Source organism: Runella rosea (assembly GCF_003325355.1).
Taxonomy (GTDB): Bacteria; Bacteroidota; Bacteroidia; order Cytophagales; family Spirosomataceae; genus Runella; species Runella rosea.
In genome coordinates this window covers 1,073,384-1,098,932 of sequence record NZ_CP030850.1, presented here as the reverse complement: position 1 = coordinate 1,098,932, position 25,549 = coordinate 1,073,384, and the positions used below count along the sequence as shown (strand labels likewise).

General features: G+C 45.4%; 20 protein-coding genes. 13 read left to right on the top strand and 7 right to left on the bottom strand.

What is annotated here, in order from left to right; genetic code table 11:
• Positions 1–73: 73 nt before the first annotated feature.
• Complete coding sequence (locus DR864_RS04715; RefSeq protein ID WP_114065871.1) at positions 74–3,046, bottom strand: sensor histidine kinase; 2,973 nt, start codon at positions 3,044–3,046, stop codon at positions 74–76.
• A gap of 190 nt (positions 3,047–3,236) precedes the next feature.
• Between DR864_RS04715 and DR864_RS04710 the strand changes: the two genes are divergently transcribed.
• The 5 genes from DR864_RS04710 (at position 3,237) to DR864_RS04690 (ending at position 6,931) form a co-directional block, all read left to right on the top strand.
• The gene (locus DR864_RS04710) at positions 3,237–4,118 is read left to right on the top strand and encodes a cell division protein FtsX (RefSeq protein ID WP_114065870.1); all 882 of its coding nucleotides are present in this window, start codon (positions 3,237–3,239) and stop codon (positions 4,116–4,118) included.
• A 48-nt stretch (positions 4,119–4,166) separates the two neighbouring features.
• A complete protein-coding gene (locus DR864_RS04705) occupies positions 4,167–4,379 on the top strand; it encodes a DUF3098 domain-containing protein (protein ID WP_114065869.1) in 213 nt (70 codons plus the stop codon).
• A gap of 62 nt (positions 4,380–4,441) precedes the next feature.
• Positions 4,442–5,236, top strand: coding sequence for an undecaprenyl-diphosphate phosphatase (locus DR864_RS04700; protein ID WP_114070150.1), 795 nt, complete (start codon positions 4,442–4,444; stop codon positions 5,234–5,236).
• Between the two features lie 10 nt (positions 5,237–5,246).
• On the top strand, positions 5,247–5,978 hold the full coding sequence (gene truB, locus DR864_RS04695; RefSeq protein ID WP_114065868.1) for a tRNA pseudouridine(55) synthase TruB: 732 nt from the start codon (positions 5,247–5,249) through the stop codon (positions 5,976–5,978).
• 17 nt (positions 5,979–5,995) lie between these two features.
• The gene (locus DR864_RS04690) at positions 5,996–6,931 is read left to right on the top strand and encodes a bifunctional riboflavin kinase/FAD synthetase (RefSeq protein ID WP_114065867.1); all 936 of its coding nucleotides are present in this window, start codon (positions 5,996–5,998) and stop codon (positions 6,929–6,931) included.
• 14 nt (positions 6,932–6,945) lie between these two features.
• Here the strand turns inward: DR864_RS04690 and DR864_RS04685 are convergent, their stop codons facing one another.
• The 6 genes from DR864_RS04685 to DR864_RS04660 all read right to left on the bottom strand — a co-directional run bounded on the left by DR864_RS04685 (position 6,946) and on the right by DR864_RS04660 (position 15,723).
• A complete protein-coding gene (locus tag DR864_RS04685) occupies positions 6,946–7,518 on the bottom strand; it encodes an NAD(P)H-dependent oxidoreductase (protein ID WP_114070149.1) in 573 nt (190 codons plus the stop codon).
• Between the two features lie 67 nt (positions 7,519–7,585).
• Positions 7,586–8,437: a helix-turn-helix domain-containing protein gene (locus DR864_RS04680; protein WP_114065866.1), complete on the bottom strand. Its 852-nt coding sequence runs from the start codon at positions 8,435–8,437 to the stop codon at positions 7,586–7,588.
• Positions 8,438–8,541: 104 nt separating this feature from the next.
• Positions 8,542–10,812, bottom strand: a complete 2,271-nt coding sequence (locus DR864_RS04675; RefSeq protein WP_114065865.1) for an NADP-dependent malic enzyme — start codon at positions 10,810–10,812, stop codon at positions 8,542–8,544.
• A gap of 226 nt (positions 10,813–11,038) precedes the next feature.
• Positions 11,039–12,001 (bottom strand): AAA family ATPase, encoded by a 963-nt coding sequence (locus DR864_RS04670; RefSeq protein ID WP_114065864.1) that lies wholly within the window; start codon positions 11,999–12,001, stop codon positions 11,039–11,041.
• A gap of 73 nt (positions 12,002–12,074) precedes the next feature.
• The gene (locus tag DR864_RS04665; protein ID WP_114065863.1) at positions 12,075–13,469 is read right to left on the bottom strand and encodes a peptidylprolyl isomerase; all 1,395 of its coding nucleotides are present in this window, start codon (positions 13,467–13,469) and stop codon (positions 12,075–12,077) included.
• A gap of 58 nt (positions 13,470–13,527) precedes the next feature.
• Entirely contained in the window at positions 13,528–15,723 is a 2,196-nt protein-coding gene (locus DR864_RS04660) for a peptidylprolyl isomerase (protein WP_229599518.1), read from the bottom strand.
• Positions 15,724–15,950: 227 nt separating this feature from the next.
• Between DR864_RS04660 and truA the strand changes: the two genes are divergently transcribed.
• The 8 genes from truA (at position 15,951) to DR864_RS04620 (ending at position 25,547) form a co-directional block, all read left to right on the top strand.
• Positions 15,951–16,706, top strand: a complete 756-nt coding sequence (gene truA / locus DR864_RS04655) for a tRNA pseudouridine(38-40) synthase TruA (RefSeq protein ID WP_114065861.1) — start codon at positions 15,951–15,953, stop codon at positions 16,704–16,706.
• A gap of 65 nt (positions 16,707–16,771) precedes the next feature.
• On the top strand, positions 16,772–17,362 hold the full coding sequence (locus tag DR864_RS04650) for a nucleotidyltransferase family protein (RefSeq protein WP_114070148.1): 591 nt from the start codon (positions 16,772–16,774) through the stop codon (positions 17,360–17,362).
• A gap of 243 nt (positions 17,363–17,605) precedes the next feature.
• The gene (locus DR864_RS04645) at positions 17,606–19,252 is read left to right on the top strand and encodes a TldD/PmbA family protein (RefSeq protein ID WP_114065860.1); all 1,647 of its coding nucleotides are present in this window, start codon (positions 17,606–17,608) and stop codon (positions 19,250–19,252) included.
• Positions 19,253–19,271: 19 nt separating this feature from the next.
• Positions 19,272–20,588: a TldD/PmbA family protein gene (locus DR864_RS04640; protein ID WP_114065859.1), complete on the top strand. Its 1,317-nt coding sequence runs from the start codon at positions 19,272–19,274 to the stop codon at positions 20,586–20,588.
• 242 nt (positions 20,589–20,830) lie between these two features.
• Entirely contained in the window at positions 20,831–22,471 is a 1,641-nt protein-coding gene (locus DR864_RS04635; protein ID WP_114065858.1) for a TldD/PmbA family protein, read from the top strand.
• Positions 22,472–22,508: 37 nt separating this feature from the next.
• A complete protein-coding gene (locus DR864_RS04630; RefSeq protein ID WP_114065857.1) occupies positions 22,509–23,846 on the top strand; it encodes a TldD/PmbA family protein in 1,338 nt (445 codons plus the stop codon).
• 102 nt (positions 23,847–23,948) lie between these two features.
• On the top strand, positions 23,949–24,566 hold the full coding sequence (locus DR864_RS04625; RefSeq protein ID WP_114065856.1) for a DUF4159 domain-containing protein: 618 nt from the start codon (positions 23,949–23,951) through the stop codon (positions 24,564–24,566).
• A 3-nt stretch (positions 24,567–24,569) separates the two neighbouring features.
• Positions 24,570–25,547: an AAA family ATPase gene (locus DR864_RS04620; RefSeq protein WP_114065855.1), complete on the top strand. Its 978-nt coding sequence runs from the start codon at positions 24,570–24,572 to the stop codon at positions 25,545–25,547.
• Positions 25,548–25,549 lie beyond the last annotated feature (2 nt).

The following is a 25,549-nucleotide window of genomic DNA, read 5'->3' as shown; positions in this document are numbered from 1 at the left end:
TTTTTGCTTGTAAGAGAGCAGTAAAAGTAGGTATTTGAAGTCAGTCACAAATCACATGATTGGGGGAAATACGTCAACTTCCTAATTGAATGTAAATGGTCGTTCCCTTATTTTTTTGACTGTCAATCCTTATTTTTCCGTCAAGTTCTTCCGCGCGTTGTCGCATGTTTTCTAATCCGTTACGAAGGGTAGGTTTCAGTACGTCAAATCCTTGTCCATTGTCCTGAACAATCATATTTAGCGCCTTTTTCTCTATTTTTAATGTTATTTTGAGCTCATTACAGCCAGAATGTTTTACGGCGTTGTTGATGCTTTCCTTCAGAATAAGATAAAGATTCTGTCGGGTTTTCATCGGTACCTTAAGCTTTTGGAAGCGCTGGTCGATATCAAAACTGAGATGAATATCCTTGGTTTCGGTGATGGTATAGGCATACTCCTTTATGCGCAAAACGATGCTTTCGAGGGAGTCATCTTTGGGATTGATGGCCCAAACGATGTCGTCCATGTTTTCCAGTACTTTTTGGGCATTTGTAGTAATGCTTTCCATGAACTTACGCGTTTGTGCTTCGTCGATGTCAATTGATTTTTTTGCGGATTCACTCAGCATCGTAATACTGCTCAGGGTCGAGCCCACTTCGTCGTGTAAATCCCGAGAAATCGAATTGCGTAAATGCTGAAGTTTAAGAATTTGCTTTAGGCGATAACGATATAGACCGTAGAAAAATGAACTAATGCCGCAAAAAATCAATCCAAAGAACCACCAACTTCGGTAATAGGGCGTAGTCACAAAAATTGGGAACGCTGCAATGTTGGAAGCTACGTTGCCGTCGCTACTCAACGCCTGTACTCTAAAGGTATAATGGCCGCCGCTGAGATTGGTGTAACTGACATCCCGACGAGTATTCCCATTTTTCCAACCTTTGTCAAATCCCTCCAGTTGGTACCGAAAAGTTATTTTTTCAGGTTGGTCAAACTCTACAACTGAATAGTGGAACGTGATGATATTTTGGTCGTAATTGACCTTAAACGGGCTTTGTTGCTTTCGGAAGTCAATGCCTTGCCGTACATCCAACAGGCTGAAATCAGTCAGGAGTGTTTCGTATATTTTGGGGGGTATGTGGGCTTGGAGTGGATCAAAATAATTGACACCTTCTTCATAATTCAGGTAAAGATTACCATTGTTTTCATAGATAAAACCGTAAAAATAATTGCTAATCAGCCCGTCATTTTCAGTAAACAATTGAAATTTTTCGGTACTAGGGTCAAAATGAAGCAGGCCATCGTTGGTATTCATCCACAGTTTACCGCCTTTGTCAACGGATAATCCATTTTTGAACCGAAGCGCCCTGTTATTTCCATAGCTTTTCCAGCTTTTAACTACTTGATGGTTGCTGATTTTTAAGAATTCATTGCTGTATGCTACCCACATCGTTTCGGTGGAGTCAATATCTAGGGCAAATACATTTTGACGAGGGCCGATTTTTTCCGCTACTTTTTCAGTGTCGATATCAAAAATATCCACCCCATTGCGCGTAGCTAAGGCTATTTTTTGATTGTTAAGTTTTTTTAAATCATACACAAAAGCGTGGCTGATGGATTGTGAATCGGTAATGTCGGGAGAATGTACCGTTAGTGTGTGGGTGGGAAAAGCTACTTTTAATAACCCGATTTCTGAACCAATCCACGCGTTGTCGTATCGGTCAAATATGATTCGCCAACAAAGCAAATTGGGCTTTAGGTGCGTTGTTGTTATTATCTTAATGCGTAACTGCGCATCTATGATTGTTAGCATTTTGGCCGACAATACCCAAAGCCTTCCGTGACGGTCGTATTTGATTTGGGTGATTCCACTCCCTGGCATTTCAAAGGACTTAATGATTTTTTGACGTACTTTATCATATAAAAATAAGCCATAGTTTGAATTAGCGACCCATTCAAGATGTGGCTTAGAAGCGTGTTGGACAATTTGCCGCACCCGACTGATGTTCAGTTTTCTAAAAAATGGAAACAATTCTTTCTGAATCTGGAATTTCGTAGGATTGGCTCGATATAGGCCCTGATCGGTACTTAACCAAATGTTGTGCTTACTGTCCTGAAAAATATTCAAGATTCTTCGGTAATGAAAACCATTGATTTCATTGATACGGGTATTGAAAAGTTGATAATGATTTTTGTTTTCGGTATCCTGTACCGCCAATCCCCCCGTAACCAATCCACACCAAAGTGTTTTTGCGCCAGTCTGATTTGGCAGGGTAGCGATGCTTCTGATTTCCTGCCGTTCGGGATTGATTTCAGTGAGTACTGGGAGTGAAAATTGGCTGTTTTGGAAGGAAATCTCCCATATTTTGCGGCCTTCATCGCTGTAAATCCAGTGATTTGCCTTTGTGGAATAGATGACCCATTCGGTTGATGGCTTTGGAATCCGAAACGACTTTTGGGTGCGGGTATCATAACTTATCCATTCTTCATTGGTTGCGATGATAAGGGTATTGGTGTTGATGCTGATGATTTTATAAGGTGTACTGAATGAACGAATGGGCGTGGATTCTAAACGTTTAGTTTCAATTTGGTAACGAAAGAGCCCCTTTTCACTGGCTATCCAAAAACACTGGTTGTGGGAGTCGTGTAACAGGGCAAATTTTTGCTTTATTTTTTTATTGTTAGCGCTGAATTCTTTGTTCTTCGTTTGTACTTTCAGTTCAAATTGGTCTTGGACAGGGTTGTATTTAAACAAATTCGCATTTCTAGTGGCCCAAATCCCACCCTTGTAGTCTCTAATGACTTCGATGGATGGTTGGGCATCGGTTTGTGAGCTGTCTATCAAGCTATAGTGCCGCACTTCGACCCCATCTAAGCGATCAATTCCCTGAAAGGTGGAGGCCCAAATAAAATGTTGCCGATCTTCCACTACGTTAAAAACATAATTGTCAGAAAGCCCCTCGTGGGTAGAATAGCGCTGGAAGAGAAGGTTGTTTGGTAACTGCGCCAATAATACGCAGGGCCATAATAGCAAAACCGAAAGAAGGAGATTTTTTTTGGATAACATTTTGGACTCGAATGACCAGCAATTTGGTTAAAAAACTTTAAAAACGATTTACGAATCTACTATTTGAATTCGTTCTTGAAATAATTACCTATTTTTGCAATGATTCATGGATGAGTTTATGAACGAACGTAATTGGTCTTTAATACACTGAACCGTACGGGCGACCCCGTCTTCACTTTACATTCTATTTATGCCTCTGAAAAAGAAAAAGGTTGGCAGTTATCCCAACGCCATGATTATTGTTAGCTTAACCGCGGCGTTATTTTTGATTGGATTTTGTGGCTTGCTGGTCATGCAGTCCAAAAAGCTTATTTCTATCATTAAGCAAAATATTGAGGTGCGAGTCATGCTCGACAAAGGTCTTGACTCAACGCAAGTGGCTGATATTCAGAAAAAACTGATTGCAAACCCTTTTGTGTTGAATATTGAAGGAAAGCCTCAAGTGATTTTTTATTCAAAAGACGAGGCCGCCCGCGAGTTTATTGCTGATACGAAGGAGGATTTTAGCGCGTTTCTGGGCGAAAATCCCCTGCATGACAGTTATCGGGTGCGCTTACAAGAGGATTATTTTGAAGATACCAAACTCCAAAAAATCAAAGCAGACGTTGAAAAATTGGAGGGCGTTTTTGAAGTAGTGTATCAGGAAAACCTAGCCGACCAAATTAATAAAAACCTCACCAAAATTTACATCATTTTGGCCACTTTTGCGGTTATTATGCTCATAATCATTGTATTGTTGATGAATAATACCATTCGCTTGGCTTTGTATTCGCAACGGTTTTTGATACGTAGTATGCAATTGGTGGGCGCGACCAATAATTTTATTCAGATGCCTTTCCTCAAAAACGGCGCGGTGCAAGGGCTCATCAGTGGCCTGATTGCGGCGGGTTTGATTGTGGGTTTACAGCAAGTGGCCCTTCGCCAAATTGAAGGATTACACACGTTGCAGGAATACGAAAAACTGGGCTTTCTGCTCCTAGGTGTTATTATTTTAGGGGCGCTGATTGGAATTTTAAGCACGTTTCAAGCATTGGCGAGGTATTTGAGAATGACCCTAGATGATTTGTATTAATAAACCCATACCTCCTTTTTTTATCAATTCAACATTTAAAATAGTCAAATGAAAAAGAACGCATTTCCCTTTGGTAAAAGTAACTACACCTTCATGATTATTGGTATCGTGCTGATTTTGGGTGGATTTGTCATTATGAGCATGGATTCTGAAGAGTTTGGATTCGGTGTTCTAGGATTAACCGTGGGTCCATTGGTAGTAATGGCTGGTTTTGTCGTTGAGTTTTTTGCCATTTTACGCCGTCCTGCCGACGGCAAATAATCAAAACGTTATGAATGAGTGAGGAAGAAAAAACCTCACTGCCCACCCCTTACAATTTTAAAATGGATTTTATTCAAGCACTTATTCTTGCCGTAATCGAAGGTATTACGGAATATTTACCTATTTCTTCCACGGGTCACATGATTTTGGCGTCCTCTTTTATGGGGATTGCATCCGACCCATTCGTGAAATTTTTCACCGTGGCCATTCAGCTCGGTGCCATTCTTTCGGTCGTTGTTTTGTATTTCAAGCGTTTCTTCCGCAGCTTTGATTTTTATTTTAAGCTCTTTGTTGCGTTTATTCCCAGTGCCGTTTTTGGGGTGTTGTTCAGCGATGCCATCGATGCGCTTCTTGAAAGCCCGTTGGGCGTAGCCATTTCATTGCTGGTAGGAGGGATTATTCTGTTGTTTGTTGATAAATGGTTTAATAAAACCTTTATTGAAAGCTCTGACGAAATAGATTACCTAACCGCCTTTAAAATTGGCTTTTTCCAGTGTATTGCCATGATACCGGGCGTTTCGCGGTCGGGCGCCACGATTGTGGGAGGGATGGCGCAGCGTCTTTCACGTAAAGCTGCCGCCGAATTTTCGTTTTTTTTGGCAGTGCCTACCATGTTTGCGGCTACTGCTAAAAAAGCCTACGATTTTTACAAAGATGGCTTTGTACTGACCGACGAACAAATCAAGTTGCTTGCCATTGGCAACGTTGTCGCTTTTGTTGTGGCAATGCTGGCCATCAAGTTTTTCATTGACTTTTTAACAAAATATGGTTTCCGCGTTTTTGGCTGGTACCGCATTATCGTTGGAGGGGCTATTTTGGCCTTGATGCTGGCTGGATACAAGCTTGAAATCGTTTGATGATTGACCTATGATAGATGAATCTGCTGCTTCTCCCGACGAGGGAGAAGTTATTTTGCTTAATAAACCTCTCACATGGACTTCTTTTGACGCCGTCAACAAAATAAAGAGAGCCTGTCGTATCAAAAAAATTGGCCATGCGGGCACCCTTGACCCGCTCGCTACTGGTTTATTGATTTTGTGTACGGGTAAGAAAACCAAGGAGATAGATACGTACCAAGGAGCTGAAAAAGAATATACTGGCAAATTGGTGCTGGGAAAAACGACTCCTTCTATCGATCTTGAAACGCCCTTCGAGGGTGAATACCCTACTGATCATATTACGCTCGATTTGATGCAGGCGGCTGTAGCAAAGTTGACAGGAGAACTTTCGCAGTATCCTCCCATTTATTCTGCTGTGAAAATGGGAGGGGAGCGCCTCTACAAAAAAGCCCGCCGAGGGGAAGTGGTTGAGATTAAGCCGCGTTCGGTTTCGGTTCCTGTCTTTGAGATTGATGCCGTCAACTTTCCCGAAGTAAGTTTTCGCATTGTTTGTTCCAAAGGGACTTATATTCGCAGTTTAGTACGGGATTTTGGCATGTTGCTGGAGTCTGGTGCTTACATGAGCGAACTGTGCCGTACCCGAATCGGAACGTATTGGCTGAAAGACGCGGAAGAAATTGAAGATTACGTAAAAAGAAAACGACTGGAGCTAAATCTCGACCTTGGAAAACCCAATCTCAATCCTGAGTCTGAAATTTAGCGTCCATTTTCAATAACATGCAGGTTTACTACGATATAGCTGATTTTAAGCCCCTTCAGAATGCCATTGTGACCAGCGGAACCTTTGACGGAGTGCATTTGGGTCACCAAATTATCCTCGCCCGCTTGACCGAAACTGCCCAAATTATGGGTGGTGAAACCGTAGTGTTGACCTTTTGGCCGCACCCACGTATGGTGGTTTCAAAAGACAGCCAAAACCTAAAGTTGCTGTCTACCTTAGAAGAAAAAATTGCGTATTTACGGCAGAACGGCGTTCATCATCTGGTCATTATTCCGTTTACGCGGGAGTTTAGTGAATTGTCGTCTGAGGAGTTTATCCAACAGATTTTGGTGGAAACCATCGGGACCAAAAAATTGGTCATCGGTTATGACCATCATTTTGGACGCAACCGTGAGGGTAGTTTTGAGTACCTGCAACAACACGCGCCCCGTTACGGTTTTGAAATTGAAGAAATTCCGCGTCAGGAGATTGAACACATCACTGTGAGCTCAACCAAAATTCGTCAGGCGCTATTGGAGGGAGACACAACCATCGCTACTGAACTGTTGGGTAGAAACTACACGTTTACGGGTATTGTGGTGAAAGGCAGGCAGTTGGGGCGCACGATTGGATACCCAACGGCCAATGTTCACGTGGCAGAAAACTATAAACTGATTCCTGCCGACGGTATTTACGCCGTGCGGGTGGAAGTGCGGGGGCAAACGTTGGGCGGTGTGATGAGCATTGGTTTTCGACCCACCGTCAACGGTACGAATCGCACGCAGGAAGTATATATTTTTGACTTCAATGATGATGTGTACGGTGAAAAAATGACCGTCGAACTGGTGGAATTTATTCGTCCCGAACTCAAATTCGACGGTCTTGAAGCCCTCAAAAAAGCCATTGATGCGGATTGCGTGGCGGCAGTAGCCGCGTTGAAAAAGCATTCATAAAAGGCTTGGAAAGTCTACAAATACATTCCTTCAATTTCAGTAGCCCAAATTGTGATGGTTTCTTCGGTGACCCGGTCGGCTTTGTCAAAAAATAAGTGACTTTTAAGGTCTAATCCGCAATAGGTATAAATTCCCGTATCAGAGGTGAGGCGCAGGGCTGCATCCATCCCGTTGGCGTTGTATTCAGCCTTGGATTTACCGTGGGTATTAACGACAAAGGCTTGTTTGCCGCTCAACAATCCTTTTTGAATGCCTTGGTCGTACCGATACGCAAACCCGTACGACATCACGCGGTCGATGTAGCCTTTCATGATGGCGGGCATCCCCGTCCACCAAATCGGGTAAATAAAGGTAATCGCCTCTGCCCATTCGATGTGTTTTTGCTCTTCACCGACCAAAGGCACCACTTGCCCTTTGCGTTGCCCCACCATATCTTCCAATGATAAAACAGGATTGAAGTTCAATTCATAAAGGTCGCGGATTCTAACTTCGTGATTCGCTTTTTCCAGCGTATTAACGGCCGTTTCTTTGAGAAAATGATTGAGGCTCCCAGCGTGGGGATGGGCATAAATGATTAAGTGTTTCATGTTGTTTTCTTTTTTTGACAAAACTAGCGCCCACGGTTTTGCCCTGATTGTAAGAAAACGAAAAGCGCTATAACGCCGTCATGCAGAGGTCTTCTTGGAGTTTAAGGTAATGAGTGGGCGACATTTTAATGAAGTGATTGAAGTCATGAATCAACTGGCTTTGGTCATAATAGCCGCACTGCGCTACAATTTCAAGCCAATCAATTGGCTGCAATGTGGCGTTGGCTTTTGATAAAAGTTCAACTGCTTTTTTAAACCGTTGATAACGATTGAGTTCTTTGTCGCTGAATCCCAGATATTTTTGATAGTTGAGCTGAATGTTTCGCTCGCTGTAGCCGCTTTCTGCGGCTATTTTCTTGACCGTGTTTATAGCTCCGTTAGCTTCATTTTGCGCCAGAACCTGTGCCACGTTGCTTTTACGTTCTCTTAAATATGGCAAACTGAAATTCAACAAAAGGTCGATCTTTTCAGCGAGCGATGGGGCTTCTTTGAGCCGAATCCATACGTCGGCAAAGCATTGCTCTTTGACTAAATCATCGGGTTCGATGATGAATTCATTGAATGACTTTAAGGATTGTCCAAAAAAACGGTAAAAAGCATCCCACTTAAAATTCGCCACGAGCATTTCGGCCCCAGGTGACAGACTATAATCAATGTTTTTTTTGATGGGCCCCACAATCAGGCTATTCGGCGCGTCGAAAGAGGGGTTTTGGTCGAACGAAATCGAAATCTTACTGCCAAGATTAAAGACCAAAATGGTCTGAAAAGAAGGAATTAGCTTTTTATGGACAGGGTAGGGGGTATGATTGGCGGCATAATAAAAATGCGTAAAAAACTCCTCGAACGCTTCAGGTACTGCAATACTTTGCGTTTCGTAGAAAGGGTCTATGTTGGTTGATGGTAATTCGTTGGGAGTCATGGCACGCCTTCGTTTGGGAGTATACGAGAACAACTCAACATGAATAAGCGCGACAGACTAGTGATAAGTCTGCCGCGCTTAAGTTTATCAATAAGGGCGAAAAACTACCCTTTCATTTGTGCTTCTACCACCGCAATAGCTACCATGTTCACGATTTCGCGAACGGAGCTACCCAATTGCAGTACGTAAACAGGTTTACGCATTCCGAGCAAAATCGGGCCGATGGCCTCGTATTCCCCTACTTCTTTGAGTAGGTTGTAGGCGATGTTGCTGGCCGAAAGATTCGGGAAAATAAGGGTATTGGCCCCGTCTTCCGCCAGTTTGCTGAACGGATGATTGGTGCGCAACAGTTCTAAATCAAACGGTAAGTGTGCCTGCATTTCACCGTCTACCACCATATCAGGGTGTTTTTTGTGTAAAATGGTGGCGGCGGTGCTCATTTTTTCGGCATCTTCGCCCTTCGCACTTCCAAAGTTGGAGTAAGTAAGGAGGGCAATGCGCGGCTTTATGTTGAACCGTTCTACGGCTTGGGCGGTCAATTCGGTGATTTCAACGATGTCATCGACCGTAGGGTTAAAATTGACGGTGGTATCGGCCAAAAATAACGGCCCACGACGCGTAAGCAATATGTACATACCCGCCACTTTTTTCACCCCCGCTTCTTTCCCAATGATTTGCAAAGAAGGGCGAATGGTATCGGGATAATTGCGGGTCAAACCAGAAATCAGGGCATCAGCTTCACCCATTTCGACCATCATGGCCCCGAATGAACTCCGATAATACATCATCTTGCGAGCTTCGATGATGTTGACACCTTTGCGCTGGCGTTTTTGGAAATAAACTTCAGCGTAGCGGTCAATGTTAGCCGATTGCTCAGGGCTATAAGGGTCAATCACTGGAATCTCGGCGAGGTCCAGTTTATTCTGCTCAATGATGGCGCGTATTTTTTCTTCTTTACCCAATAAAATCGGAAACGCAATGCCTTCGTCGCGTACCTGTTGGGCCGCTTTGAGTACCTGCACGTTTTCGGCATCGGCAAAAACCACGCGTTTGGGCGCTTTTCTGGCCTTGCTGATAATCACCCGAGAAATCTGATTGTCCTGACCCAAACGTTTTTCCAGCTGTTGAACGTACGCATCCCAATCCGTAATGGGGTACTGAGCTACGCCGCTCTCCATGGCAGCTTTGGCCACCGCGGGGGCAATGGTCGTGAGCAGGCGTGGGTCAACAGGCTTAGGGATGATATATTCACGACCGAATTTTATGTTGTCGGCATTGTAAGCTAAATTAACGATGTCAGGAACGGGCTTTTTGGTCAATTCGGCCAGCGCGTGCACTGCCGCCAATTTCATCGGCTCGTTGATTTCCCGGGCCCGCACGTCCAATGCGCCCCTGAATATGTACGGGAAGCCCAATACGTTGTTGACTTGGTTGGGATAATCCGAGCGACCAGTGGCCATAATGACGTCTTCGCGGGCGGCTACGGCGTCTGGATACGGAATTTCGGGGTCTGGATTGGCCATCGCAAATACCATCGGGTCTTTGGCCATGGAGCGCACCATGTCTTGTGATACTACGTTGGCTTTAGACAACCCGAGGAATAAATCGGCACCCACCATTCCTTCGGCCAGCGATGCGAAACGACGCTCAGAGGCGAATTCTTGCTTCATGGGGTCTAAATCGGTACGGGCGGTATTGATGTGGCCTTTGCTGTCGAACATATCGACGTTTTCGGGACGAACGCCCAAGGCAATATATAACTTGGTACAAGAACTTGCCGAGGCTCCAGCTCCTGACACCACGACGCGAATATCTTCCACTTTTTTACCGACCAATTCGAGTCCATTCAGCAGGGCCGCCGAGCTAATGATGGCTGTCCCGTGCTGGTCATCGTGCATGACGGGAATGTTAAGCTCTTCTTTGAGGCGACGTTCGATTTCAAAACATTCGGGCGCTTTGATGTCTTCGAGGTTAACCCCACCGAAGGTAGGCTCCATGATTTTAACCGTTCTGACAAACTCATCCACGTTTTCGGTATTGAGTTCAATGTCAAACACGTCAATGTCGGCGTAAATTTTAAAAAGAAGTCCTTTCCCTTCCATGACGGGTTTACCTGCTTCGGGGCCAATGTTTCCGAGACCTAATACAGCCGTTCCGTTGCTGATTACCGCCACTAAGTTGCCTTTGGCGGTGTATTTATAGACATCTTCAACGTTTCTAAAAATTTCCATACACGGCTCGGCTACGCCGGGCGAATAGGCCAAAGACAGGTCAAGTTGGTTGTTGGTTTCTTTGGTTGGCACTACCTGAATCTTGCCGGGACGACCCTTGGAATGGTAATAAAGTGCGTCCTCTTTGCGAATTTTTGGAGGCATAACGATTTTTTGGGGGTTGAATTTGGGTTTGCAAGGTACGAATGAAAAGCATTTGTCGTACTAATTAACTGTCTTTTTATGGAAGTTGGCTATTACTTTTGTGTTTTATCATTCTGTTTTTGCAGCTGTAAAATGAGCAGGGAACAAAAAAAAATCACGCAAAAGAGGTAGAGGGGTTTTCTTTGCTCCTCTGCGTCTTTGCGTGATTTCTATATGCAGTGAATAACTACACTAATCGCTTTACAATATCATTGACCGAAATTCCTTCTGCTTCTGCTTTAAAGTTACGCACGATGCGGTGACGTAATATAGGAAGTGCTACTGCTTTTACATCCTCAATATCAGGTGAGTATTTTCCGTTGATGAGGGCATTGCATTTGGCGGCAAGTATCAGGTTTTGAGACGCACGTGGCCCTGCTCCCCACTCCAAGTAATTTTTGGTGTCTGCGGTGGCCAAATCGCCCATTGGTCGGGTTTTTTGAACAAGTTTAACGGCATATTCTACCACATTGTCCGTGACGGGAACGCGCCGAACTAGGTGTTGGAATGCTTCGATTTCGGCGGCTGAAATGACCGTATTAATCACGGGTTTATTATCAGTTGTGGTGGATTTGACAATGTTAAGCTCTTCTTGGTAAGAAGGATAATCTAAGTAAACCATGAACATAAAACGGTCTAACTGCGCTTCGGGTAGGGGATACGTTCCTTCCTGTTCGATGGGGTTTTGGGTAGCCAACACAAAAAACGGACGACTTAGCGAATGTTTTTGGCCGCCCACCGTTACCGCGTATTCTTGCATCGCTTCGAGGAGTGCCGACTGGGTTTTGGGAGGGGTACGGTTGATTTCATCCGCCAAAATAATATTGGCAAATACGGGTCCTCTGATAAAACGGAAATTGCGTTCATTGTCCAAAGTTTCAGAACCCAAAATATCCGAAGGCATCAAGTCAGGCGTGAATTGGATACGATTAAAACTCAAATCCAACGCACCCGCGATGGTCTGTATTAGGAGAGTTTTTGCTAATCCGGGAACCCCAACCAAGAGGCAGTGCCCCTGACAGAATATAGCGGTGAGCAATAAACGAACCGTATCATCTTGACCAACAATGACTTTGCCAATTTCTGCACGGAGTTTTTCATAAGATTCTTTAAGTGCCTCAGCAGCAGCGACGTCAGAAGAAAACTTCATTTAAGGTTTATGGTTAGTGGTTTATAAATGGTTGTTGTGAATATAGCTGTTTGCCGCAAAAAAACAATCGCCGCTAATTATCCTGCAGATTAATACCCATCATTTTACATCCCTGAAACTCGGGGTCTACTTTAATAAAGACATCTTCGATTGCTTTCTTAAACCACTTATCCACCGCTTCTGTTTTTTTATTAGCTAAAACAATGTTGGATAGTTTCTCAAAATCGTCTTTCAAACTAGCCGTATGCGGCTCCACTTTGCTTTTGTAATAGATGATTCGCATGGCGGTTTTTCCGTCGTCCGTCCGATAGTTCATTGGCGCACTTATCGTGCCAACTTTCATAGTGTCGAGCATCATAAACAGGCCATAGTCCATCGAAGCATCTAGTGGCAAGCGCGAAGAACCCGACTGTTGGTCTTTCAACAAACCGCCTGCATCGGCCGTACTTTTATCTTCAGACCACGTTTTTGCTACTTTTTCAAACTTTAGCGTATCAGTTTTGATCAAATTGTAGAGACTATCCAATACTTTTTTTGGGGCCGACATGTCCATGCGGTTATAATCGGGGCGCAATAAAATATGGCGGGCGTGGTATTCAGCGCCTCGCGTTTCGAGCAATTGAATCAAGTGCAAACCATATTCTGTCTCAATAGGCTCCGATAGTTCGTTTGGTTTGAGTTTCAGGGAGGCTCCTTCAAATTCGGGTAGCATATCGCCGCGTTTGGCAAAACCAAGATCTCCACCCCGTTGCGCTGACCCTAAATCTTCTGAATAAGCAGAGGCCAATGAGGTAAAATCTTCTCCTTTTTCTACCCGGGCTTTATAATCGAGCAAACGCGCACGTAATTCGTCGTTCTGTGCTTTTGTTACTTTGGCATAACGAACAATCTGCCCGATTTCAACTTCGGCGGGAATATAAGGTAGGCTGTCTTTGGGAATGCTGTTGAAGAATTTTTTTACTTCATTGGGGGTCACTTTGATGGCTTCCGTAATTTTACTTTGCATTTTTTCCGCTATCATTTCCTGTTTGATAGGCTCCCGCAACTCATATTTAAGGGCTTCAATGCTCTTTCCGTAGGCCTCAATGATGTTTTTTTCCGAGCCAAAACGCTTGGCCATGTAGTCCATCCGGGCCGCTACCTGACTTTCAATCTGTTTGTCTTCAACAATAACGGAGTCTATCTCCGCTTTTGCCAACAGCATTTTATTTACAATCAAGCGTTCTAAGGCCTGGCACATGGTAGGGGCTTGTTGGCCCTGGGCCTGAGATTGTGCCTGAATCATGTACTCCTCCAATTCAGAACGCAGTATGTAGTAGTTGTCAACGCGCGCCACCACTTTGTTGAGGCTGGTACTTTTTCCCTGTGCCTGAGCGCCGATGAAGGCAATACACGCCAATACGAGCGTTGCCAAGGTGGAGCGAAGAACTGAGAGGTAAGATGGGTTTTGAATGAATGTTCTTTTCATAATTTGGTAGGCTACTTCAAAATCGGATTCTCTATTGTAAACGGACTTACGCCGTTTTTTACTTTGCTAAGTTACGTAATTCTTCTTCGTTTATCTGTACGGCAAACTTTTGGCGCAATTGCATAAGCCAATTGCGTTCTAGTTGTTTTTGGTAATCGTTTATCACGGCCCCACGCGCTTCAGTGAAGGTTTTGAGGCGGGCAGGTTCGATTTTGGCAATAGAAACCCATACTTTTTCCTTGTTGACGCTCACCAATTGCTCGCCAACTTCCCAGCGGGCGGCATCCACAAAGCGGTTTGCTCCTTTGGCAAAAGCCCCTTCTGTAATGAGTATATTGCCCAGTTTTAGGGCGTTAAGGGCTTTTTCGAGGTCTTTTTTTGACGTGCTGAAATACTGAAAACTTACCCGGCGGTTGCGAGAAGCATTGGCCACTGGTTTGAATTTGCCGTAATCTTTCTCAATGATTCTGGTCAAGGAGACACTGTTGTTGGTAAGCGCCTTAATGGCATTATGAAGGCGCATAGTGGAAACTGAATCTGGTTCATCAGCATCGCCATAAGCGGAAACTTCGACCGAATAATTTTCATTATTGAGCAAGGTCAATGCTACTTCAAATAGGGCTTCCCGGTGTTTCACACTGAGGACAGTCGATTTAGAAGGGAAAAGCAAATCGGTCCCCTTTCTTCGCAACTGATACGGCTTTGAAGCAAGCGCCTCATGGGCTCGTTTTAACAGCGAATCGCTTTCACTGACTGCGAGGGTAGCAAAAGCGCGCTCGGGGTAGCGATAGTTGGCTTTATTTTGTTCCCAATATTGTTTCTGGCCCAATGAGTCGGTCAAGGAGCGCTCCAATACGTTGGCTTCCATGGCTTGGGTGTACAAGACTCCGTCGCGCATTTCGGTCATTAATGCTCTAAATTCAGGATACTTTTTTTCCAAATTTGCTTCTTCCGTTTCGACCAATTTCTGATTTACAAACTGACGAAAATAACGTTCGGCAAGGAGGGGTAGCGAAGTGCCCGCTGGGGTGGGTTGCTGACGATTATAGACGTATTCAAAAAAATGATTGACGCTATACGGCTGATTCTCAATTTGCACCAGCGTTTTATTTTCAATCGAAGCGTTGAGCGGTGTTTTGAACTTCCATTTGCCTCTTAGCAGGGATGTGTCAAGTTGGGCCATGGCTGCCGCTTTGATAGGGGCAATTTCCGTCATTTTGGACGACGCACGCAGTTTGGTGATTAATGCCTCCCGAATGAGCTCGCCGCGCGAATCGGTGGTTACTTTTTGCCGAAGTTGCGGGGCTAATTCGGTGAATGATTCGATGGGCTTACGATTAATCAATTTAACAATGTGCCAACCGTAGTTGCTTAAAAAAGGCGGTGAAATATCGCCGACGCGTTTAAGAGAGAATGCCACTTCTTCAAAAGCAGGCGTCATGGCTCCTGTACCGAATTCATGAAGGATGCCTCCGTTATCTTTGGTGGTGGGCTCGTCGGAATAGTCACGACAAACCACTTCCCAAGCTTCTTGTTGCAATAAACTGTGGGCTTTTTCTATTTTGGCCTTGGCGGCGGCTTTTCCTTCAGAGGTGGCATTGGAACTGATACGTACCAAAATATGGGCTACCTGCACCTTTCCTCGTGAAGAGCGACGGTCATTCACTTTGATTAAGTGATAGCCTGCGCCCGTTCGTACGGGGTCCGTTATCTTTCCAATGGGTGCGGAGTAAGCGGCGTTTTCAAAAGGATAAACTGTCTGAAATACGGTGAAATACCCTAAATTTCCCCCTTTAGGGCTGGATAAGGCATCCTTTGAAAAACGAGTTGCGGCATCCTCAAACGTAATTTCTTGTTGGATGATTCGGCTACGCAGCGCAATGGCTGCCCGGTAGGCTGATAAGGTATCTTCGGGAGAGGCGTCGGGAGATACTGGGAACAAAATATGTGAAGCGCTGACTTCTTGTTTCAAACGTTCGTAAGCTTCCGCTACGAGGTTTTCCACAAATACTTTATCATAAAGGTAGGGCTGGGCCAATTGTTTCCGAAAAGAAGCCATTTCTTCCCGAAATTCCGCCGTGGTATCTTTGCCGGCACTTTGGGCGGCGATTACTTTCAACTTTAAATTTGTATAAAGCTGAAGGTATTCTCTAATATTGGTTGATTTGGACGTATCGTCCGAAAATTGGTTTTTGGTAAAAGATTGAAAGAATTCATCGGTCGTAAATTTCCGGTCACCTATAGAAAGAATCACAGGTTCTGGGGGAGCCTGTGGTGCCGGTTTGGACGTTTTGCACCCCCATATACTTATAAATACGCCAATAAAACCCCAAAAACGATACTTCATCTTAACTTTTTAAATCTTAACAGGAATGCGCCTTCATTTATTGTGAAGTTTGCAAAGTTACGCCAACTTTCTGAAAGTTTAAACAATACCTCCTTTTCACCCCTGCCAATCTGTTTTAGCAATTATCTTTGCACATGCGTTATTTTATAGAAGTAAGTTATAAAGGAACAAATTATCACGGTTGGCAACGGCAACCCAACGGCAATACCGTGCAAGAAGAACTTGAGCGAGCGTTGGCAATTATCCTGCGTCAGCCTGTTGAAATCATCGGCAGTAGTCGAACCGATGCGGGCGTCCATGCTGAGCAGCAATTTGCGCACTTTGACGTAGAAAATCCCATTGCCGCTCCCGACCGCGTGGCGTTGGGGCTGAATAGTCTTTTGCCTAAAGACATTGCCGTTCCCAAAATTGTGGCCGTCAGACCCGATGTGCATTCGCGGTTTGCCGCTACGCACCGCTGTTATGAATACCGCATTATTTTTCAAAAAAACGCCTTTCTTACCGATTTAGCCCACGTATTTCGACCCGAGTTGGATGTTCAGCGAATGAATGAGGCCGCTGCATTATTGCTTCAATACACCGATTTTGAATGTTTCAGTAAAATCCATACCGATGTCAAAACCTTTTTGTGTAGCATTGAGCACGCCTATTGGGAGAAAACTCGTTTGGGACTGATATTTCATATCAAAGCCAATCGTTTTTTGCGCGGTATGGTGCGTGCCATTGTGGGTACTTTGTTGGAAATTGGGCAACGAAAAAAGTCGTACGCGGATTTTGAACAGTTGATTATTTCCAAGAACCGTAAAAATGCCGCAGCTCAAGCGCCTGCCTGTGGGCTGTTTTTGGTAGAAGTCGGCTACGATTGGGCATCCATCATGGACGATATTTAATGTATGCGAGGCTCTATGCCTCGCATACGTTCTTAAAATTGACACACTTTAACGTACATATACATTTGAAGAAGATTGGGATTATATTATTGGCGGCTGGCGAATCCAAGCGCATGGGCTCGCCTAAACAACTGTTGGACATTAACGGGAAAAGCCTCCTGCGTCGGACGGCAGAAGTAGCTTTGGCAACTGATTGTTATCCTGTTGTATTAGTCATTGGGGCCAATAAAGCTCAAATTGTCCCCGAAATCATTAATCTGCCGCTGACCGTCATTGATAACCCCATGTGGGCTGAAGGGATGTCGTCGTCGGTGAAGATGGGAATGGCAGGTTTGTATATGACTTACAAAGACGTAGATGCCGTACTAATTTTGGTGTGCGACCAGCCCTATCTGTCGGTGTCGCTGTTGGAGCGGATGGTAGAAATTTATGAAGAAAAACAACCGCCGATTGTTGCTTGTAAGTACGGCGACCAGATTGGCGTTCCTGCCTTGTTTGACCGTAAAATGTTTGACGAACTGTTGACCCTGACGGGCGATAAAGGGGCGAAACCCGTTGTAATGAATCATTTGGACGAAGCGTACCTCGTGACTTTTGAGGCGGGAAGAATAGATTTGGATACTCCTGAAGATTACAAAGCCTTTCAAAATGGATAATTTTAGGTAGAGACGCTGAGTCTGCGGACTGCGCGTCTGCGGACTGCGCGTCTGCGGACTCAGCGTCGAAAATTTTGTCGCTTTGCATTGGCTTTTCGATAACGTCGCTTAAAAAAGCAAATTTGTCGCGGAATAGTAGGCTGGTTTTATAATTTCCTTATTTTTGAATGTTACGTTCTAACCGATGGTAAGAAGTTTTTTCACTTCAACCGATTACAACTATTCATCAAAACTAGACCAAGCATGAAAAGAAGGGATTTTATTCAGTTGTCAAGCATGGGCTTGGGGGCTATGATGGGAGCATCCATTCCCGTTTTGGGCAATGTGGTTCCCGTTGAGCAGCTGCTCGAACCTGCCGTCGATGCGGCCATTAAGAAAAAGATGGCCGATGTGGCCCTCAACGTGGCCAAGTCGAAAGGGGCAACTTATACCGATGTTCGCATTGGCCGTTATCTTCAACAATACCTCTTTACCCGTGAAACCAGGGTTCAGAATATCGTTAATGCGGAATCGTACGGCGTAGGAATTCGCGTAATTGCCAACGGAACTTGGGGATTTGCCGCCACGAGTGATGTGAGCAACGAGGGCATTGCCAAATGTACCGAAACGGCCGTAGCCATTGCAAAAGCGAATTCAAAAATCCAGACCGAGCCGGTCGTGTTGGCTCCGCAAAAAGGAGTGGGGGAGGTGACGTGGAAAACGCCCATCAAGAAAAATGCCTTTGAGGTTCCGGTTCAGGAAAAGATTGACCTGTTGATGAAAGTAAACGGTGAGGCAATGAAAAACGGCGCGGGTTTTGTCACTTCCAACCTGTTTTTTGTCAATGAACAAAAATATTTTGCTTCCTCCGACGGGTCGTACATTGACCAAGATATTCACCGTATTTGGCCAACTTTTACCGTAACGGCCGTTGATAAACAAGCGGGTAAATTCAAAAGTCGTGACGCCATCAGTTCACCGATGGGTATGGGTTACGAATATCTTGACGGTTTGGCCAGCGAAAAAATCGCGGGGCCGAATGGGCTGGTCGGGTACCGCAACTCGTACGATATGGTTGAAGATGCCATCATGGCGGCTAAACAAGCCAAAGAAAAAATGACCGCTAAGTCGGTCATGCCCGGTAAGTATGACCTCGTGCTGGATCCAAATCACTTGGGATTGACTATTCACGAGTCCGTAGGTCACCCGACTGAACTGGACCGCGTGTTGGGGTACGAAGCCAATTACGCAGGAACCAGTTTTGCGACTTTGGACAAATGGAAAACCAAGAGTTTCAATTATGGCAGCAAGCAGGTCAATATCGTGGCTGATAAAACCCAACCCTACACTTTAGGAACCGTTGGCTACGACGACGAAGGCGTTCCGTGCAAGGAATGGGATTTGATTAAAGACGGTATTTTGGTGAATTATCAGGCGATTCGTGACCAAGTGAATATTTTGGGCGAAAACGCCTCGCACGGTTGCTGCTACGCCGACAACTGGAATTCGGTACAATTCCAGCGGATGCCCAACGTGTCGCTGCGCCCCGGGAAAGAAAAACTCAACGTTCAGGAAATGATTAAGGGCGTTGAAAAAGGAATATACATTATTGGTCGTGGTTCGTATTCGATTGACCAACAGCGTTATAACTTCCAGTTTGGTGGCCAACTTTTCTACGAAATCAAAAACGGAGAAATCGTGGGAATGCTGGATGATGTAGCCTACCAGTCAAACACGCAAGAGTTCTGGAATTCGTGCGTGCAGATTTGTGACAAGGATGATTATCGTACGTTCGGGTCGTTTTTTGACGGCAAAGGGCAACCTTCGCAGGTGAGTGCGGTTTCGCACGGAAGTTCGACAACGCGTTTTAACGGCGTGAATATCATCAATACGGGCAGAAAAATCGGATAATTAAACCACGACATCAACAATGGCTATTTTAACGAAAGAAGAAGCTAAAAAAATCATAGATAAAGTGTTGGCTTATTCAAAAGCCGACGAAATGAGCGTGAACCTGACGGGCAGCCGCACAGGAAACATCCGCTATGCCCGTAATACGGTGTCGACCAGCGGTGAGTCGTACGACTTGTCTTTGTCAGTAACGGCCGTATATGGCAAACGCTCGGGCACATCGACCATCAATGAGTTTGATGACAAATCGCTGGAAAAAACGGTGCGAAGGGCCGAAGAAATTGCCCGATTAGCGCCCGAAAATCCCGAATATGTGCCGATGCTAGGGCCGCAAACCTATTTGGAAAGCAATACTTTTTTGCAAAGTACAGCCGATATTAACCCCGAATACCGGGCAAAAGTGGCATTTGACAGCATCGACCCTTGTCGTAAAAAGAATTTAACAGCGGCGGGTTATCTGGAAGATACCACTGATTTTTTTGCAATGGGCAACAGCAAAGGCCTTTTTGGCTACAACAAATCCACGTCGGTCGATTTTTCCGTCACCGTTCGTTCGGCAGATGGAACGGGTTCAGGATACGTTTCCCGCGATTTTAATGATGCTGCCAAGCTTAACGCCAAAGCATCGACGGAGATTGCAATGCAAAAAGCCATGGCCTCGGTGTCGGCCAAAGCCCTTGAGCCTGGAAAATATACCGTCATTCTGGAGCCTACCGCTGCCCTTGATTTGATTCAGAACATGATGCGCAGCATCGACGCCCGTAATGCCGACGAAGGTCGCAGCTTTTTGAGCAAAAAAGGCGGCGGAACGCGGTTGGGAGAAAAGCTTTTCGACGAGCGCGTAACTATTTATTCCGACCCGACCAACATCGATATTCCCAAAGCAGGTTTTTCACTGGACGGTCGCCCGCAAGAAAAAGTGACTTGGGTCGACAAAGGCGTGGTTAAGAATATGGCGTATTCGCGTTATTGGGCCGAAAAACAGGGTGTCAAAGCCGTGGCTCCGCCGCAGGGGTTCATTATGGCGGGTGGTACGCAATCGCTAGCAGACCTTATTAAAGGAACCCAAAAGGGAATTTTGGTGACTCGATTCTGGTATATCCGTGCCGTTGATCCCCAAACCTTGTTATACACCGGGCTTACCCGCGACGGGACGTTTTATATTGAAAACGGACAAATCAAATACCCCGTCAAAAACTTCCGTTTCAACGAAAGCCCAATCATCATGCTCAACAACCTTGAAGCGATGGGCGTGCCCGCCCGCGTGAACGGAAGCATGATTCCTCCGCTCAAAATCCGCGATTTTACCTTTACAAGTCTGTCTGACGCAGTCTAGTTGAGTGTAAAGGTTAAAGGAATTTGCTGGTTAAGTTATTGCCAGTAGTCAGACGAACAGCTTAAAGTCTGACGATCGTCAGACTTTAAGCTGTTCACTTTCATTTGCCGTTCATCAAAATCCCCCTGTCTGGGGGAGAATTAAGACTATATTTATCAGGATTTTTGAAATTGAATTAAATATGATTCAATTTCAAACGTCTTTTCAATTACCCATACAACCATCTATAAACAAACTAAGCCTTGAAAAGAAGAGATTTCATGCAACTGTCGGGCATGGGATTTGGCGCAATGATGTTGCCCAATATCCCGATTGTGGGGAATTCAGTTTCTCCCGAAGCCCTATTGGAAGGCGGCATTGATGTTGCCCTCAAAAAGCGTCTGGCCGATGCTGCCCTCAACGCCGCCAAATCCAAAGGCGCTACTTACACCGATGTACGGATTGGCCGCTATCTGCGTCAATTTGTGATTACCCGCGAAGACAAAGTACAGAACATCGTCAACACCGAATCCTACGGGGTAGGCGTACGGGTCATTGCCAATGGCTGCTGGGGATTTGCGGCGGTGGTAGACGCTAAGACCGAAGACGATACCGCCAAAGCGGCCGAAGAAGCCGTGGCCATCGCCAAAGCCAATGCCCGATTGATGAAGCAACCTGTGCAGTTGGCTCCCCAAAAAGGCTACGGTGAAGTAAGCTGGAAAGCGCCCATCGAACGTAATTCTTTTGAAGTACCCATCAAAGAAAAAGTAGATTTGCTGTTGGGTGTCAACGATGCTGCTCTAAAAAACGGCGCTAATTACGTGAACTCGGTGTTGTTTATGGTCAATGAGCAAAAATACTTTGCGTCTTCCGACGGGTCCTACATTGATCAGGACATTCACCGGATTTGGCCTATTTTTTCGGTGACCACCATCGACCCTAAAACGGGTAAGTTTGAAACACGTCAGGCGTTGAGCGCCCCCGTTGGAATGGGGTATGAATACCTACAATCCAACCCTAAAGACAAAGTAACTGGCATCACGACGCGCTATAATAAGGGCTATGATATGCTGGAAGATGTGATTTCGGCGGCCAAACAAACCAAAGAAAAACTTGCGGCCAAATCGGTGGAAGCAGGTAAGTACGACTTAGTGCTGGATCCGTCTCACCTGTGGCTGACCATTCACGAATCAGTAGGACACCCGCTCGAACTCGACCGCGTGTTGGGGTATGAAGCCAATTTTGCAGGGACCAGTTTTGCTACTTTGGATAAATGGCAGAGCAAAAACTTCAATTATGGTAGCAAAGAAGTAAATCTCTTTGCCGATAAAACCCAGGTAGGCTCGTTGGGGGCTGTTGGTTGGGACGACGAAGGCGTAAAAACCAAGCAATGGGATTTGGTAAAAGAGGGAACTTTGGTCAATTATCAAGCCATTCGTGACCAAGTACACATCATTGGAGAAAAAGAATCACAAGGCTGTTGCTACGCCGACAGTTGGGGCTCGGTGCAGTTTCAGCGCATGGCCAATGTTTCTTTGGCGGCGGGGAAAACACCCCTTTCGGTCAGTGAAATGATTAAGGATGTGAAAAAAGGGATTTATATTATTGGAGACGGTTCGTTTTCAATTGACCAGCAACGCTATAATTTTCAGTTTGGCGGTCAGTTGTACTACGAAATCAAGGACGGTCAAATTGCGGGAATGCTCAAAGATGTGGCATACCAGTCAAATACGCAGGAATTCTGGAATTCTTGTGTAAAAGTGTGCGACGAGCGAGATTATCGTTTGGGCGGTTCATTCTTTGACGGGAAGGGCCAGCCGCAGCAAGTCAGTGCGGTATCGCACGGTAGCTCAACGGCCCGTTTTAACGGTGTAAATGTCATTAACACCGCTCGTAAAATTTAAGCATTGACCTCATCTCCAACAATTAACATCAAAAGAAATGGCAGTTATATTAACTGAAGCGGAAGCCAAGGCCTTGCTACAAAAGGTGTTGAGCTTTTCAAAAGCGGATGAATGTGAAGTGAATCTGCTGGGCGAAATACGCGGCAATCTGCGCTACGCCCGCAACGAAGTCTCCACCAGTGGAGCAATGACCAACAAAGATATTTCGGTCCAATCGTCCTTCGGCAAAAAAGTAGGCGTGGCTTCTATCGATGAATTTGACGATGCCTCGCTCGAAAAAGTGGTGCGCCGCTCTGAAGAATTGGCCCGACTTGCGCCCGAAAACCCCGAACACGTGGGCGTCATGGAGCCGCAGCAATACATTAAATCCAACGGTTATTTTGAATCTACCGCCAGCATCACCCCCGACAAGCGGGCCGAAGCAGTAGCGAAAAGCCTCGAATTATCGAGTAAACAGGGCCTTGCGGCGGCGGGGTTTATGGAAGACCGCAAAGGGTTTACCGCCATGATGAATTCGAAAGGTCTGTTTGCGTATTACAAAAATACAAACGTTAACTTTTCGCTTACGGTCAGAACTGACGACGGAACGGGCTCGGGCTACGTAGCCAAAGGATACAATGATTTCAATAAACTGGATACGGCGGCGGCTACCAAAATTGCCGTTCAGAAATCGTTGGCTTCCAAAGGCGCAAAGGCGCTTGAGCCAGGAAAATACACCGTGATTTTAGAGCCAACGGCGGCGGCGGTATTGGTCGAAAGTATCTTTTTTGGAATGGATGCCCGCAGTGCCGACGAAGGGCGCTCGTTCTTTAGCAAACCAGGTGGGAAAACTAAGCTGGGAGAAAAGATTGTAGATGAGCGCGTTACGTTTTATTCTGACCCAACGCATCCTGACTTGCCCGCAGCGGCATGGTCGGGAGATGGACAACCGCAGGCCAAAACGCTTTGGATTGACAAAGGAGTGGTAAAAAACCTTTCTTATTCTCGGTTTTGGGCGCAGAAAAAAGGGGTGAAACCCGTTCCAAACCCAAATAACATGATTATGGAAGGAGGAACGGCGACCTTGGACGAGATGATTAAAAGCACCAAACGCGGTATTTTGGTCACCAAACTCTGGTACATCCGTCCCGTTGACCCTCAAACACTGTTGTTGACGGGCCTCACCCGCGACGGGACATTTTACATCGAAGATGGGAAAATCAAATATCCTATCAAAAACTTCCGTTTCAACGAAAGTCCAATCATCATGCTGAATAATCTTGAAACCTTAGGGATTCCTGAGCGGGTCGTTAGTACGGAATCAGACCAAAATTATATCTTGCCTCCGATGAAAATCAGGGAGTTTACATTTTCATCCCTTTCCGACGCGGTATAACAACCTGACCCCTGCCCCTCTCCTTATCAAGGAGAGGGGTATATCAGTCTCTCCTTATTGAAGGAGAAGGGGTTGGGAAATGAGGTTTAATCTTTTCCACGCATGAGACCATTTTTTTTTACCCGGATTCAGTATGCTTCTGGAGATTGGGACACCGACCAACGGATGCCGTCCAATCTCCTCAATTCGTTGGTGGAGTATACTACCATTCCGATTGATGAAAAAGAAAAAATTGTGCAATTGACGGGTACTGAGTTGTTTAGAAGCCCTTTCTGTTATTTGAGCGGACATAAATTGGTGGAGTTTTCCAGTCAGGAACGCGACCATTTTAAAAAATACGTTGAAAACGGTGGTTTTGTGTTTGTGGATGATTGTAATCATGATATCGACGGGCTGTTTGCTAAGTCTTTTGAGCAGGAAATGGCGCGCACTTTTGGGCCGAAGGCTTTGCAGAAAATCCCCAACAATCATCCCATTTACCATTCGTTTTTTCATTTTGAAGGCCCGCCTACGACGAGTTTCGAACTCAACGGGTGGGGCGATGATTTGGTCCATGATTACCTGAAAGCCATCGAAATCAACGGACGAATCGGGGTTTTGTACAGCAATAAAGATTACGGCTGCGAGTGGGATTATGATTTTAGGAATAAGCGTTGGTTGGCCGAAGACAATACAAAATTTGGAGTAAACATTATTAGTTACGCATTAACAACCGTTTAAGCATTGGAAACGCAGGACTTAACCCACTATAAAACACTGGTATCGAAACTACCACACCTGAAAAAAGAGATTGGCAAAGTAATCGTCGGGCAAGAGGAAGTAATCAATGAAATTCTGATTTCACTACTCGCTGGTGGACATTGTTTGCTGGAAGGCGTACCGGGATTGGCCAAAACACTCATGGTAAAAACGATGGCCGAAGCCCTCGAAATGAAATTTAAACGGGTGCAGTTTACCCCCGATTTAATGCCGGGCGACATCATCGGGACCGAGATTTTGGAGGAAGACCACGAAACTGGCAAAAAGTTTTTTAAGTTTAACCAAGGTCCCATTTTTGCCAACATCGTTTTGGCCGATGAAATCAACCGTACGCCGCCCAAAACGCAGGCGGCGTTGTTGGAGGCAATGCAGGAGTACAAAGTGACTTATGCGGGTATGAATTACGACTTACCGCGCCCCTTTCTGATTATTGCTACCCAAAACCCTATCGAACAGGCGGGTACTTACCCGCTGCCCGAAGCCCAACTTGACCGTTTTTTGTTGTATATCAAGCTGGGCTATCCGTCCGAACAGGAGGAATTAGATGTGTTGAAAAATACCACTGGTTTTGGCAGTAAAAGTCTTCAAACCATTCTTACGGACCAAGAAATTATTGATTTACAGAAACTGACACGTCAGGTTCATATCAGCGACGAATTGATTGTCAAAGTGAATCAATTGGTCCGTTCCACGCGTCCGGCTACTACATCATCGGCCTTTGTCAAAAAATGGTGCGGATGGGGGGCGGGGCCACGGGCGGGGCAAGCGTTGATTCTCTGCGCCAAGGCCCGGGCGGTGTTGAACCAACGGTTTTCGGTTATCCCCGAAGACATTCAGATATTGGCGTATCCTGTATTGCGTCACCGTATTTCGCTCAATTTCAGGGCAGAAGCCGAGAATATCACAACGGATGATGTGGTGGCAGAATTGTTGAAAGGATAGCT